11 protein-coding genes are annotated in these 13,366 nt (G+C 66.3%); 9 read left to right on the forward strand and 2 right to left on the reverse strand.

The window, feature by feature from the left end; genetic code table 11:
• Positions 1-66: 66 nt before the first annotated feature.
• The 3 genes from ASG53_RS19515 (at position 67) to ASG53_RS11960 (ending at position 4,235) form a co-directional block, all read left to right on the forward strand.
• Positions 67-1,032, forward strand: coding sequence for an FRG domain-containing protein (locus ASG53_RS19515; protein WP_162246149.1), 966 nt, complete (start codon positions 67-69; stop codon positions 1,030-1,032).
• A gap of 202 nt (positions 1,033-1,234) precedes the next feature.
• Complete coding sequence (locus tag ASG53_RS11955) at positions 1,235-2,446, forward strand: hypothetical protein (RefSeq protein ID WP_056133169.1); 1,212 nt, start codon at positions 1,235-1,237, stop codon at positions 2,444-2,446.
• Between the two features lie 859 nt (positions 2,447-3,305).
• Positions 3,306-4,235, forward strand: a complete 930-nt coding sequence (locus ASG53_RS11960; RefSeq protein ID WP_056133172.1) for a hypothetical protein — start codon at positions 3,306-3,308, stop codon at positions 4,233-4,235.
• 10 nt (positions 4,236-4,245) lie between these two features.
• Here the strand turns inward: ASG53_RS11960 and ASG53_RS11965 are convergent, their stop codons facing one another.
• Both ASG53_RS11965 and ASG53_RS11970 read right to left on the reverse strand, forming a co-directional pair.
• Positions 4,246-6,036: an SIR2 family protein gene (locus tag ASG53_RS11965; protein WP_056133174.1), complete on the reverse strand. Its 1,791-nt coding sequence runs from the start codon at positions 6,034-6,036 to the stop codon at positions 4,246-4,248.
• Positions 6,037-6,140: 104 nt separating this feature from the next.
• The gene (locus ASG53_RS11970; protein WP_056133178.1) at positions 6,141-6,899 is read right to left on the reverse strand and encodes a hypothetical protein; all 759 of its coding nucleotides are present in this window, start codon (positions 6,897-6,899) and stop codon (positions 6,141-6,143) included.
• Between the two features lie 250 nt (positions 6,900-7,149).
• Between ASG53_RS11970 and ASG53_RS11975 the strand changes: the two genes are divergently transcribed.
• The 6 genes from ASG53_RS11975 to ASG53_RS12000 all read left to right on the forward strand — a co-directional run bounded on the left by ASG53_RS11975 (position 7,150) and on the right by ASG53_RS12000 (position 13,046).
• Positions 7,150-7,938, forward strand: coding sequence for a helix-turn-helix domain-containing protein (locus ASG53_RS11975; RefSeq protein WP_162246150.1), 789 nt, complete (start codon positions 7,150-7,152; stop codon positions 7,936-7,938).
• Between the two features lie 119 nt (positions 7,939-8,057).
• Positions 8,058-8,630: a hypothetical protein gene (locus ASG53_RS11980; RefSeq protein WP_056133184.1), complete on the forward strand. Its 573-nt coding sequence runs from the start codon at positions 8,058-8,060 to the stop codon at positions 8,628-8,630.
• 44 nt (positions 8,631-8,674) lie between these two features.
• Positions 8,675-9,154, forward strand: coding sequence for a hypothetical protein (locus ASG53_RS11985; protein ID WP_156382767.1), 480 nt, complete (start codon positions 8,675-8,677; stop codon positions 9,152-9,154).
• A complete protein-coding gene (locus ASG53_RS11990) occupies positions 9,151-9,702 on the forward strand; it encodes a hypothetical protein (RefSeq protein WP_056133193.1) in 552 nt (183 codons plus the stop codon). Before ASG53_RS11985 ends, ASG53_RS11990 begins: the two co-directional genes overlap by 4 nt.
• Positions 9,699-10,028, forward strand: a complete 330-nt coding sequence (locus ASG53_RS11995; RefSeq protein ID WP_082544000.1) for a glutaredoxin family protein — start codon at positions 9,699-9,701, stop codon at positions 10,026-10,028. The genes ASG53_RS11990 and ASG53_RS11995 overlap by 4 nt, the downstream gene beginning before the upstream one ends.
• A gap of 210 nt (positions 10,029-10,238) precedes the next feature.
• Entirely contained in the window at positions 10,239-13,046 is a 2,808-nt protein-coding gene (locus ASG53_RS12000; RefSeq protein ID WP_056133196.1) for a hypothetical protein, read from the forward strand.
• Positions 13,047-13,366 lie beyond the last annotated feature (320 nt).

Consider the following 13,366-nt stretch of genomic DNA (forward strand, 5'->3'; position numbering starts at 1 on the left):
ATTTCGTGGAGCCCTAAAGGAAGTGCGGAACACAAAGCTCGAAAGATTCTCTCCGTCGCATCATGGATGCATACAACATTCCAGGACGAAGTTTGGCTATGGAGGGGGCAGGCCGATCACACTCACGGAATTGAGCCGTCAGTCCATACTCGGGTCCGCAAATCAACTTTTGACCAGACCGAGGAGACAGTAAAATCAGCAACAGCCAACCTCCTGCTCCACGCGCGGACCGCGCATCTCGATCGCCAGAGCGAGACCCTCCTCCCCGACCTAGCACTCCTTGCTCACCTTCAGCACTACGGCGCCGCGACACCTCTCCTTGACGTTTCCACTGATCCGCTTATCGCCCTCTGGATGGTGGCGTTCGCGGACAAAGAACAGCCCAACAAGTTCGATGACCGCGCAGGGTCCCTGTTTGGAATCCTCAAACCACCCCGGGAACGGTGGATCAAACCCCTAGATCCACGTTCTTATGGAGGGCCTCAGGGCCAGAACATCAGCGATTCGCTAGGAAACGCCGTGTGGTGGTACGAGGCGCCCGATGTCACCGAGCGTCTACGTATACAGCGGGGCTCCTTCCTCATCGGCCCCCTCGCCAATGCAGACAACTCGGACAGCACCTTACCCTTCGACCTCGGCCCTTCCACAAAGCCGAAGCCCGGCGGTCGCTCCAAGAAGGCTGCGACTTCACCCTCGGTCGAGACTCAAGAAGACGGGAAGACGACGTTGAATCCTGCAGATCACTGGCTCGACTCTCGGATCCGCAATCAAGGCGACCCGGGGAGCCCCGTACAGCGCAGAAGCGAGGCTTTCCGCATCTACGTCCCCCCGTCTTCGAAACAACATCTCCGCAAGCTGCTCTTGGAAAGGTCCGGGCTGTCAGTCGCGACCGTCTACCCCACACCTTGGAACCGCCCGTTCATCACTCAGTTCGCAGAAGTCTTCGACCGACTCAGGCCACTATCCCTGGACTTGCCGACCCGCCACCAGGTGGAAATCGGTCCACTCGTTCAAGCCGACGGGACGGTATGACGTGCAGTGACCAGAGCGAAGGCACGGAGCGATGAACGAGGTTTTCTCTGAGCGGTCTGCGCTCCCCCCTAAGTTCACGGGTACAGCCCCACCAGCCTTCGGGAGTCTGGTGGGTACACGCGAGCCCTGGCTTCCGCCTGAAGACTTGACGACTCCGACGAATCTGTGACGAGTTCGGCGCACAGAACGCTACGGTGTCACCATGCCGCAGCACCTCGCCTGGTTGCCTGACCACCACCTACCCGTGGCTGCTACGCTCGCGCACTCTGAAGAGCTGATCGACCATCTGAGCGCGCTCGTGCTGCGGTACGGCGAAACGCGAGGCGACGACGGCCCTCTCGACTTGATCGAGGTACCGGTCGACGGCAGGTCCGAGACCAGGATCTCCGGCATCCGGCCCGTCCCGCGAGCGATCGCTCTCTACGCTGCTGATGCTCTGACCACCCTGCGGGCCGCGATCGAACACACCCTCTACGCAGAGGTGGAGTACCAGCTCGGTCGAAAGATGCGGGACCGGGAGCCGGGGAGCATCTCAATGCCTGCGTCGGACACCCTCGGAGACTTCGCTGACTGGGAGAAGAAGGGCGCGAAGAGGATGCCCGCGCCGATCCTCCCGGGTTCGGTCCTGCACCAGCGGATTCAGTCACTCCAGCCCTACCAGCGGTACGCCGCTCCAGAGGCTCATCCGCTGCACCGCCTCGCTGCGTACACCAATCTGTCGAAGCACCGCTCACCCACCGTCGCGGCCGTGAGAGTACCGCTCGTGCGTCCTGACTCCCCCAGCGATGCCATCACGCTCGCCCCGCCCAGCGAGGAGCCAGCGCAGGTTGGGGACGTGCTGGCCTGGACGCTCCTGGGGCACCAAGTTCCCGCCTCGATCTACGCGACCCTCGCGATCCAGCACCCGACGACCGGCGCGTGGCCAGTCCTCGTCCATGAGGTCAGCGACCTCGCGACCTGGGTGAGGAACATCGCCATCCCGACCCTCATCGCCGGTTCAAAGCAATCCAACCTTTTGCCTGCGACCTTCGACACCTCGGTCGGGCACATCGATGAACGGGAGGCCCTTCGGGGAGGGGGCTACGCCACGGCCAGAGAGCGAGCGAACGAACGGGTCCAGGCGTACATGGCCCGGCCGTCGCTGGTCGGCCTGCTCTCGGAGCACAAGGACAGTCCACCCATGCCTGTGCTGATCGAGTGGGCTAGGTCGCTCACAGATCAACAGGCTCTAGACCGGTCACGCGCGGTCGAGCAGTTCGCCGATACGTACGACCCTGGAATCGCAGCGTTGGTCGAGTCGTTCCAAGCTGAGGCCATAGCGGTCGTCCGGAAGGCCAGCAAGGATTCCCGGCTCGCCGGAGAAGTGAATGAGCCGGCTGAGGGGGACCATGTGGATGAAAAGGCAGGCAGGTAAGTAGAGGAAGGTGAATCAGGGGAGGGACGAAGTTCCTCCCCTGATTCACCGAACCCGACCCCACCGAAGTCCCGCCGGTCCACCCGCCCTGCCCAAGCCCCTGAGCTGCACCTGCTGAGCTGACCCGACACCCGCACCGGGGTCCGCACCGTCGTCGTTGCGCCCCCTGCCTGCCGGTGCCCTGGTCACGCAGCCCTGCCACCCGCCGCTGGTCGTCGACGGGCGCAGCCGTGCTCTCGCTCCCCTGCTGCTGTGGATGCTCGCTGTCACCGTCGACAGCCCAACCCTCGCACCGTGTTCTCGCACTCCCGCTCGCTGGCCACAAGCAAGCTTGCCTGCCGCGCGTGCGCTGCCGCCCTACCAGTGCCCGCCGTCAGAGCTCTTCACCCACGCTGGTCGTCTGCGGGGACCTCGCGGCCGCGACGAACACGCGCTCATCACTTGCTCCGCTCTTCCTCTCACCTATTTGCAACTTACGGGGCTTCGCCCCTCAGTTGCATGGTGATAGTAAGATTAGAGCATGAACGCACCTTTCGCACCCGCTGTCCTCGACGCCCAGGTTCGCGCTCTTCTGCGTGCCCGTACTGGGTCATCCCCCACCCAGTTGGTTCTGGCTGCGCTCTGCTGGGCTGGAGACCCCTCGCGTGCTGTACCGCCCCGGTTCCTGCGTGCGTCCCTGCGCCGGGTCGGTGAGCTCGGTGCTCCTGTCGAGTCCACGGCCGTGTGGCGGTCCCTCGTGTCCAAGGCTCGTCGGTATGTCGCAGAGTCCGGTACGGACTCGGCAAGGGAGCGGGATGCTCTGCGGGTTGCCCGTTGCTTGATCGGACGCCTCGCCGTCGAACCAGCAGGTGCTCGTGCTGTGCAGGCGCAACGCGCCAGGCTAGCGGCGGCGGCGATCGGTGTTCAGGTCCTGGAGCAGCTGCACTCGGGGAACGGCTGGCTGGGGGTGCAGGTCTCCTACGACGAGCTCGGTGCCCGGCTGGGGCTCTCGGACAAGGGAGCCGCCCGGGCCATCCAGACGGCCATCGAGCGCCGGTGGCTGGTGCGGCTCTCCGGTGGTCGTGGAACCGCAGGGAGGTATCGCTTGCCGAGCACGATCCCGGCAGCGCTCGCGGCCCAGACCGATGACGTGCTGTGCGAATCCGTTGAGGCTATCGCCCAGACTCTCGACGGCGGCGAAGACGCCCTTGCGGTCCTCATCCGGTCCGCTGAGCACCCCGCCTGGTCCGCGCTCGGCGGCTCAGGCCGGGCCTGGGGCATCGCTGTGGCCCAGGCTGCGGGCCAGGACCCCACGGTCGTCATCGGTTCGGCCCAGCGGACCGTGCGGTCCACCCTGAAGGCCATGGCCGAGGTCGGGCTGGACCATAGGTCGTGGACCGGAGACTCGGTCCGCGAGGCGCTGGATAGGGTTGCGGACCAGTCTGACCCGACGATCGGTCTGACGCCACGGGCGGTTCGCGCAGCCGCCATCAGGCAGCAGCGCGAACGGGCCGCAGCTCGGGCGGAGGAAGTCCGGGCTTTCGCGGCTGTCCGAGAGGCCGAGAGGTCCGCCGCCCGTGCCGAGAAGGGCGCTGCGGTCCAGGAGCCGGCTCAGGCTCCTGCCGAACCGGTCTCTCACGCAAGCGGTGAGCTTCGGGTGGACCTGCCCCCGAACTTCGACCCGTCAGTCCACGGCCCGGCCTTCAAGGCCAACTGGGCAGGTCGTGGGTACACCGTCGTCGGCGTCCGGCTCGGCCACGGCCATTCAGTTCTGAAGAGGGTGCCCGCCGCAGCGAGGACAGCCGCATGACGTACCCGCGTCAGCGATATTTCCGCAAGAGTTCGCGATGGTTCTTCAGCCACCGGTCCGACAACTCAGGCCCGCCCAAGAGCTTGCTCCAAGGCCAGTCAGCCCGCACCCTTCCCTGGTCTCGGAACTCATCTTCGATCACCGGGTAGTCCTCCACGTCGTCGGATGCCCATCTGTGCCGCAACACGTACTCGCCGTCCACGGCACGCCAAGCCCCTGGATCGGATTGCTGGAGCTCCTGGAGAATCCCTAGCCGATACTCGAAACCGTCGAAAGCAGTGATGAAGTCGTTGTCGAGCAGAACTTCATCCACGAAAAGCGGCCGCAGATCGGCCCGCATGTGGTGACTCAGTGGGCTGTAAAGCTGACGGTGGTTGGCGCGCGGCATGCTGTGGAGAAGACCATCTTCAAAGAACCGTTGCGGGTGCAGGAGCTGCGCCGCTCGCTGCACTCCCCCTCCCCCAAGCCCAGGGCGCCCCTTCACCTCGTTCCCGATGTTGACGAACAGGCTTTCGCGGCCGCGACGCGCAGCCACCACACCCAGCGCCGAGTAGGCGAACAACGCGGGGTAGAGCCGAGCGCTATCCAGCACGGCAAGGGTCGATGTCAGAGTAGCGGTCCCCGCGTCGACCAGGCGTTGCATCACGTCCAGCCAGAGTTGGTCGTGTTCTCCGTCCGGATCGTGCCACGCGCCGGTGATCAGAGCGCGAGCAAGAGGTGTCGATACCGCCGTGTACTGTCCGAGCAGCTCCTCCATGGCCGCACCGTCAAACCCGGAGACCATCGTGGGCTGCTGATGAATCTCATCGACAACATCTGCCGCGAGCCCCATCACCAGGTCGTGCAGGTCGATTCGGCGAACGGGGTCTGGAAGGTAGCGCTTCAACCGCGTGAGCATCATCGCCGTCGTCAGCGGCGGCTCAGCCAGGCGGTCGAGCGCCTCGACGCTCCCGAGTAGCTCCTTGAAGAGGGTGTCGGCTCCATCGGTGGGGATGACCTGCCCGTGCCGGTTCTTCACGAGGCGCTGCGCCGTCGCACCCTTGCTGCTGCGACTGTCCCAGTAGAGGGGGTATCGGCGGCTGGGCGCCTGTTCGATCGCCGCCACCAGCGCGGCATCCCAGTCAGCCGACCAGCCAGCGATCAGAAGGCCGTACTCGTCGAACACCTGCGCAAGGAGAGTGGTCCACTCGGTCGGGTAGGCCTCCAGTTCTGATGGGGTATTGAGCGAGCCGAGGTCCTGGTAGTCGCCGTGCAGCTTGATCACGGTGGCCTGCGCGTGCGCCAGGGGCGCCATGCCACGAACCGCTTCAGGCCGGTTGATAACCTGCGGGGACACTCCCACCGCCTCCAGAGCCTGCTCCATGAGGCGATCAAAATTCGTTGTGACGATGACTCTTACCGTCCCCCGCTTGACGAGCTCAGCGAGGGCCTTGTGAGCCTCGGATGGGGCCTTCAGACCCTCCGCCCGCTCTTCGTCATTGGGTTCGAAGTACGCAGCGAGGATCCCCTGCCGGGCAGCAGGAGTAGGTGCGATCTCTTCGAGCAGAGACGAGTAGCCGAGCTCGCCGTCGCCGCGCTCTGCCCACCAGGCCTCCGGGTCGGTCGCCGCGAGGGTCTTCGACTCTTCGTCAGCGGATGGTGTTGCACCCGCGAGCTGCCGGACCAGGTCCTTGACCACGCCCCAGCCGGTGAGCATCCCAGCGCCGGTCGACACTCCCGACCCCAGGAGGACCGCGTACACCCCTGGCTGTGAGTGCATGCCGAGGGCAAGGTGGACGGCTGGCGAGATGGGCTTTCCCATGGATCCTCTTTCAGTCTGAATACATGAGTCTCGCACTTGGAGAAGCGGGGCGATCTGATGCGCGCGGGCGTGGCGCGGGGGAAGACTAAGCGCAGCTTCTTACGTCAGTCTCCGGGTTCGTCTCCCTGCCGGTCGCCGCCGACGACATGTTCACTCGTCGCCTTCGGATCGAAGCCGGGCACGAAGACGATGTCACCGGGAAGCACGAACGTGCGCTCCCTCCACCTCCTCCATCGAGCGCGGATACGCCACTGAGTTGACATCCCCTTCTCCCCCCTTGGATCCGGTGGCAGGTCGCCGTGGGAAGTGATAGCACCTTGAACTCCGTGGAGGTAGGCGTATAGCTCCTTCTTGGACATACCCTCCGCGAACAGCGCGGCCATCAGCTCGCTAGTCATAGGTCCGATCAGGGCCGCCTGCTCAGTTTGACGGGCACGAGTCTCGTCTATGAGGTCTTGGGTATGTCTGATTTTGGCCTCGATCCGCTCGATCCGATCTCGCGAATCGCGCTTGACCTGCCTGATCTTGACCCAAGATGCAATGAAGCCAGCGAGGGCAGACACCGCACCTGCGGCTGTGAGCCACAACGTGTCGAACACAACGCCAGACACCAGAAACAACCATGAGCCGACGAGGAGATACAGCGGGAGATACGTCTTCTTAGAGCGACGAATGATCGAGGACGTCGTGCGGTAGATCATGTCGTCCCACTCGGCGCGTAGCAGCTCGGGGACCTTCTCGCGGAGTTCGAGCGCCATGCGCAGTTGCTGCTGCTGGTTGGTCGCGACACGCCACGCCACGCCCGCAGACACGAGTCCCGCAGCGCCCGTTGCGAACGGGGCCACCCACGCCAGATCCACCATGACGCGATCCTCGCATGCCGAGGGGCGCGCGCCCGCTTTCCTCGCACTCCTCCGCACGCCGTTCCGCATGTATGCGCACAGATCCCCTACGACCAGATAGTGAGACGAATCCAGCGCTTTCCGCCGTGTTCTGCGCTTCTCCCGCACACCAGTCTAGTGAGCACGTTTCGGCTCCAACCGGGGCGAAAGCGTTTCCGGCGCATGCTCCCTAGTGACCGCGTAGTGCAGCACCCCGACCACGGAGATGACCATGATCCAGCCGACCACAGCAACCCTCGCCGCCCGCCTCCTCGCGCTGCTCCCCCTCCTGCGCCATGAGGCGCAGGCCGGTGGCGGCACGCGCCGCCCTCGCGCCACCGTTCACCGTGCACGTACCGGCCAGGCTTCCACGACCGAGCGCGCGCGGCGGGTCTTGCGGCCGACCACACTGCCGGGCGGTGAGTCGCTCAGCCTCCTGGTGGACATCGCACGCAGGTCGATCCAGGTCGAGACGGGCCTGATCGACGTCCTGGCCGGCGAGAGGTTCGAGCGTCGCATCGAGGACGTCGAGGGAGCCGTAGCAGCGATCGCCGACCTCTGTGCCGTAGCGTCCGCCGAGGGCCTGGCGGATCACCGGCTCGTACGGGGTGCAGGCCGGTGGCTCCAGTCGAGCGTCGACCGGGCTGAGCGGGCGCTCGACCTCGCCGTCGTCGGTGCACGGGTCGCAGCCCCTGCCGGGATCGCCCCCTGCGAGTGCGGGGCAACCGCGTGGACCCTCCCGACGGGATGGGCCACGACTCACGAGCCCGTCGTCGTGTGCACCGGGTGCGGCGCCGAGCGCGCGTTCGACGCGTGGATCTCCCAGGCCGTCGTCGAGGTCGAGCTGATCACCGCCCAGCAGGCCGCTGAGCAGCTCGGCGTCTCGGCGGCGACGGTCCGCTCCTGGGCGCACCGTGGGCGGCTGGCACCGGTCAGCAGCCGAGGACGCCTCCGTGAGGGCTCGCGTGACCGGTCGCCCCTCTACCGGGCATCCGACGTCCAGGCGCTCATCGCAGCCTGAAAAACTTGTCCGACTAATCGGGAACAACCCGATTTGCGCACACGTTGTATAGTATGTAGGCAAGACAGTCAAGTCGAATCGAACTTGGCTTCAGCAACACCCGACCGAAGGGCACGACCATGACCCGCAGCACCCCGACCATCGAGCAGCTCACCTCCTACCGCGACACCCTGTGGACCAGGGAGTACGGCGGCGCCGCGACCTTCAGCCTGGAGCACGCCCGCCGGCTCTGGGATGCCGACCAGGACCGCTCTGAGGCCCTCGTCGCCACCCGTGTCCGTCAGGCCGAGGCGCGCCGTCAGCGCCAGGCCGTGCGTGACGCGCAGCGAGACGTTGGCGAGGACCTGGCTCCGGAGACGTTCGAGGAAGCCTTCCTGCGGTCGACCGTCGAGGGGTTGCCGGGCCTGCGCGCGCGGTTCCTCACCGAGCCGCTCGCCGTTCACCGCCAGTCCGCGTGGGAGGCCATCGAGTCGTCCATCTCGACGATCGTCTCGGCTGAGACGTGGGACGGGGTCGAAAACATCCAGGTCAAGGACGACACCATCACGGTCCACCTGGCCGATGGCACACGCGTCGAGGCCATCGTGCCCGAGAACGTGAAGACCTGGGGGGACCTCCCCGACGTCACGCTCCACATGGCTGTGTGGAACGTCCTGATGGGCATCAACTCCGAGAGCAAGGTCGCAGCATGAGCGGCCGCAGCACGACCCCGAGCACGACCACCGAGAAGAAGGGCATGACCATGAAGCGCAACCCCACCCCCAAGACCCCGGCCATGGTGCACCTCACCGAGACGACGGGCGGGCCGACCCTGGCCGACGTGCTCTCAGGCCTTCCCGAGGACACCATCACCGCGTTCGACGGGGAGCCCGGGAGCGGCGTTGCCACCGAGACCATCCGCGAGGAGATCACGCGCCTCCTCGCGGAGAAGGGGCACGACATCGTCGACTTCGATGAGGACCCGAACGGGCTCCGGGGGCTGGGAGACGAGTTCCTCGTCCAGGAGCGCTACAGGCAGGCCGGTGCCTGGCTCCCGGCTGGCTACTCGGTCTGCCTCGCCGAAAGTGAGGAGGAGGGCTGGCTCCTCATCACTCATGACACTGGGGAGGACGGCGGCATGTTCCTGTACAGAGAAGGTGAGTGGCTCACCGTGCCGGTCTTCGCAGCCGCGTTCAGTAAGACGCTCACGAGCCTCCGCCAGAAGGTGGAAGCGTGAGCCGCGCGGGCACCCCCACGCCCTCCCGCTGGAGCGCCGAGCGCGTGCTCTGGACCTGGCGCAAGGCCGTCGAGCGCCGTGGCTGGGAGACGGAGATCGGCGGCGACTCCCCTTGGGGTTGGCAGGTGACGCCCCTGGAGACCGCGGACCGTGACGGTGGGGATGTCCTGCTCCGCGCGAGCGGCTTCGAGCTCTACGGAACGCACAAGGGGCTGCGGCGGGACCGCACGCTGGCGTATGTCGGTGGGCTCACCGAGGGGGGCAGGCCGTGGGTCCGTCGGGTCCCCGGCACCATCACGACCGTGGCGGAAGCTCTGGCATGGCTAGTGCCCGCCGAGGTCGCGCGCCGCGAGCACGTTCGCGTTGGGTCGACCTTCATGGTCCGCATGGAGCGGGCCTCAGCGACGACCCCGAGCGGGACGTACCGAGCACGCACCTGGAGCGCAGAGAAGAAGGCCTTCGTCACCCCGTGCCTTGGGCACGTCGTCACGCAGGCGCCGCGCTCCTGGCCCGGTGTGAAGCTCGTGGCCCAGAAGGTCCCGGCATGAGCACCCGCTCGACCGTGACGGTCTACTCCAAGTCCTCGTGCCCGCAGTGCACCGCCACCTACCGGTGGCTGGACCGGCGCGGGATCCCTTACGAAGTTCTCGACGCCACGGACCCAGAGACGCTCACCTATCTCCGGAGTGAGGGGCACTCGGCAGCACCGGTCGTCGAGGTCTTTCGCGGAGGCGCTGTCGTCCGGTCTTGGGCAGGTTTCCGGGTCGGCGAGCTGGAGGACCTGGAGGTTCTCCTGGACCTCGAAGCCCGTGAGGCTGAGCTGGACGCGCAGATCGCAGCGCTCAGCGAGCAGATCGCGCGACACGCGGTTTAGGGAATCCGTCCACGCGACAGCATGTGCTAAGATGTATGCGTCGGGCAGACATGTCTGACCGGAACCGCCTCTTCTGGACACGGAGGGGCGACCAGTGTTCCTACCCCACGTCAGTGGGGGTGTGTCCCTCGGCCGGTCGTCAGATCGGTCGTCTTCCGGGACCCGCGACACGAGGCAGTCTGATGCCTCGCAGAGCAAGGGCCACCGACCATGACCATCGCTTCCGCTTCACCCAGCACCACCGACCGCATCGCCTCCGCATCGCCCGCTGAGCAGTGGGACCTGATGCACTCCATCCTCTGGGGTGCACACGAATGGCCGGAGGGTGCTGTCCTCGCCGTCTCCCGCATGTGGGGAGACGACCGCCAGCGGTTCGGCCTCGCAGGCTGCGCTCCCATCGACGACGTCGACGCGACGTACACGCTCATCGAGCGCACCGACCGCACCGCGACCGGCACCTACATGATGGTCGGAGGCCTCGCCGAGGCACCCGCGACTGGTCGCGGCAAGGCCATCGACGTCGTAGGCCTCCCGGGGCTCTTCATCGACGCCGACACAGCCGACGGTGCACACGCGGCGTCAGCCGACGGCCTCCCCCACCCGACGCGTGCGCAAGTTGCTGAGATGCTCGCCTCGACCCCTTGGGGTCCGCCCTCGCTTGTCGTGAACAGCGGAGGAGGGGTACACGCCTACTGGGCGCTGCACGAGCTCCTCGACCCGAACACTTCCGAAGGGCGCGAGACGCTTGCCGCCTGGGACGCATGGTGGACCGCTGACGCGACCTCGCGCGGGTATGCATGGGATAAGGGCGTCGCGCTGGACGCAGCACGGGTCCTGCGCCCCGCAGGCACCATGAACCGCAAGCGTGGTGGCGAGGGCGTGCCCGTCACAATCGAGGACGCTCAGCCGGGGCGCCGGTACGACGTCGACGACATCGTCGCGTACCTGCCCTCGCCGGATGCTGCTGCGCCTGTCGCAGCGACACGGACGAAGGCAGTCGTAGCTGGAGACTCCAGCGACCGCCCCGGTGACCGCCTCGCTCGGTCAAGCGGTGCGCTCGCTCAGCTCCTCATCCACCTGGGGCTGCGCCCGGCTGACAGCTCGCAGGTGCGCTGGATCTACCCACGAGAAGACGGCTCCTTCGCTCGCGGTGACACGCACGCACAGATCCACCAGGACGACGACGGTGTCGAGCGACTCGCAGTCCACGGTGCGCGCATGCAGGCCGACTGGAACACCGACGGTCACGTCCTTTCCGCGTGGGATGTTCTCATCCAGCGGCTGTGCGCTGGTGACGCCGGGCTCGCTGCGCGCGTCGTCGCTCGCCACGACGCAGACATCGACGCCATCCTGGACGCGGTCGATGGCCTCGACGCCGACGGTCTCGCGTCCGAGTACCCGCTAGCTCCCGCAAGGTCGCTGACAGTCTCTGCGACCGGGGACCTGGCAACCATCCCCGCAGGCGAGATCTCGACGACGAGCCTGCCCGACCCCAGCGTCGCGTCCGAGGTCGTCGGGTGCGCGCGAACGGACCTCGGCATCGCTGAGCGATGGGGCGGGTACTTCGGTCTCGTGTGGCGATGGACGAGCGAAGGTCCCACCGGCGGTTCCTGGCGCCGGTGGGACGGCCGCGTGTGGCTCGCGGCAACTGAGGCAGCGGTCATCCAGACAATCGTGACGACACTGCGGCAGGGGATGCAGCGTGAGGAGCTCAAGCACATTGCACCCGCGAGCGGTGACGAGCCGTTCGCTGACCGTATGGCGACAGCCCGTAGCGAGCACATCGGTGCCGCCATGAGCTTCGAGAGCGCTTCCCGACTGCGTGCCGTGGCTTCCCTGCTTCACACTCTCCCTGGCGTCAGCGTTCCCCTTGACGCTTGGGACGCTGATGATGACGTCCTTAACTGCCAGGATGGAATCGTCGACCTGCGCACTGGCGAGCTCCGCCCGCACGACCCGGCCGCGATGTGCACGAAGATCGCGCTCGGGTCCGGACGCTCGGACATCCCCGTCAGCGCCGACCTCCAGACGGTTCTGGACGGCTATGCCGCCACGGACGCCGACCTCCCCGAGTGGTTCGCCACCATGGCTGGCGTTTCTTGCAGTGGCCGGTCCCCCAGGCTCTTCTCACATATCTGGGGCGTCCCGAACGCGGGCAAGTCCACTGTCTTGGGCGCTTTGCTCAAGGCGCTCGGTGGAGGTCAGCAGGGAGTTCTGAAGGGCGGCCCCGGGTACGCAACCACCGTTGGCATCGGAGCGATCCAGACCACTGCGGGCGGTGCACCGCAGGAGGCTCTCCAGGCCCTCGAAGGCATGCGGATGGTCGGCATCGACGAGGCGGCGCACGCCGCCTTCGACCCCAACCTGGTCAAGATGATCAGCTCGGGCGAGCTGATCGAGTCGCGCGCGAACTATGGCAGCGCACGTGCGTGGCGGTCCAGGTGCACCCCGCTGCTGCTCGGCAACGGCAAGCTGCGCCTGCCGAGCACCGACGCGGGACTGATCAACCGCTTCTATCCCGTGCACCTCACGGCGAGCCCAGCCGTGATCGACGAGGGCCTGAGCGACCGCCTGCGTACCCCCGAAGCGCTCGACGTCGTACTTGCGTGGGCGATCAGGGGTGCAGCTGCCTGGTACGCGCGAGGTGGTGGCCAGGCAGCCCTTCAGCCTCCTGCATGCGTGCTCGCAGGTCGTGAGAAGTACCTGGCCGACGTGAACCCCCTCACCACGTGGCTCACCGAGCACGTCGAGGTGATCCCCGAGGACGAGCGCGATGGCCTGAAGGGTGTCGCGATGCTCTCTGAGCTGCGAGTCGCGTACGCCAGCTGGGCTCGCTCCACGGGTCAGCGTGCGACCCTCGGGGACCGGGCATTCCCCGACTTCCTGAAGGCTGCCGGGCACCCCGCCGACGAGAAGGCGACGACGTCGAGGTCGGGTGAGGTGCGCCCTCGCAACGGTCGCTTCGTTCGCTCCCTCCGGGCACCCGAGTCGCACTACACCGGAGACCAGGACTTCTGAGACCCGCTGACAACAGCCGCCCCACGACGCGTGGGGTGGCTGTTGTGTTTGGTTCACGCTTCAAGTGATGTGGGTGATGTGGCGTGATGTGGCAAGACCCGGGTTTCCACATCACCTCTCAGCCGCAGGATCATGCGGCTAGTGAGCATAGTGATGTGGTGATGAAGCTCTTTCTCTGAAAGTCCAAAAGTTAGAGAGAGGGGGAAGGCTCATATATGGAGAGGTTCTTGGGCGCTTTTCGCTCATCACGCATCACGATCCTCACCAGCCGCAGAAACATGCCGATCCTGCTGACGCAAGCTGCCCTGGTTAGCGCATCA

It is taken from the genome of Sanguibacter sp. Leaf3 (assembly GCF_001425965.1).
In the GTDB taxonomy this organism is placed as follows: Bacteria; Actinomycetota; Actinomycetes; order Actinomycetales; family Cellulomonadaceae; genus Sanguibacter; species Sanguibacter inulinus.

What these genes read in the sequence shown, in the direction of transcription:
- ASG53_RS11980 (WP_056133184.1), top strand. Translation starts at nt 8,058, where the DNA reads ATGACCCGCAGCACCCCGACCATCGAGCAGCTCACCTCCTACCGCGAC.
- ASG53_RS12000 (WP_056133196.1), top strand. Translation starts at nt 10,239, where the DNA reads ATGACCATCGCTTCCGCTTCACCCAGCACCACCGACCGCATCGCCTCC.
- ASG53_RS11965 (WP_056133174.1), bottom strand. Translation starts at nt 6,036, where the DNA reads ATGGGAAAGCCCATCTCGCCAGCCGTCCACCTTGCCCTCGGCATGCAC.
- ASG53_RS19515 (WP_162246149.1), top strand. Translation starts at nt 67, where the DNA reads ATGCATACAACATTCCAGGACGAAGTTTGGCTATGGAGGGGGCAGGCC.
- ASG53_RS11995 (WP_082544000.1), top strand. Translation starts at nt 9,699, where the DNA reads ATGAGCACCCGCTCGACCGTGACGGTCTACTCCAAGTCCTCGTGCCCG.
- ASG53_RS11975 (WP_162246150.1), top strand. Translation starts at nt 7,150, where the DNA reads ATGATCCAGCCGACCACAGCAACCCTCGCCGCCCGCCTCCTCGCGCTG.
- ASG53_RS11955 (WP_056133169.1), top strand. Translation starts at nt 1,235, where the DNA reads ATGCCGCAGCACCTCGCCTGGTTGCCTGACCACCACCTACCCGTGGCT.
- ASG53_RS11970 (WP_056133178.1), bottom strand. Translation starts at nt 6,899, where the DNA reads ATGGTGGATCTGGCGTGGGTGGCCCCGTTCGCAACGGGCGCTGCGGGA.
- ASG53_RS11985 (WP_156382767.1), top strand. Translation starts at nt 8,675, where the DNA reads ATGACCATGAAGCGCAACCCCACCCCCAAGACCCCGGCCATGGTGCAC.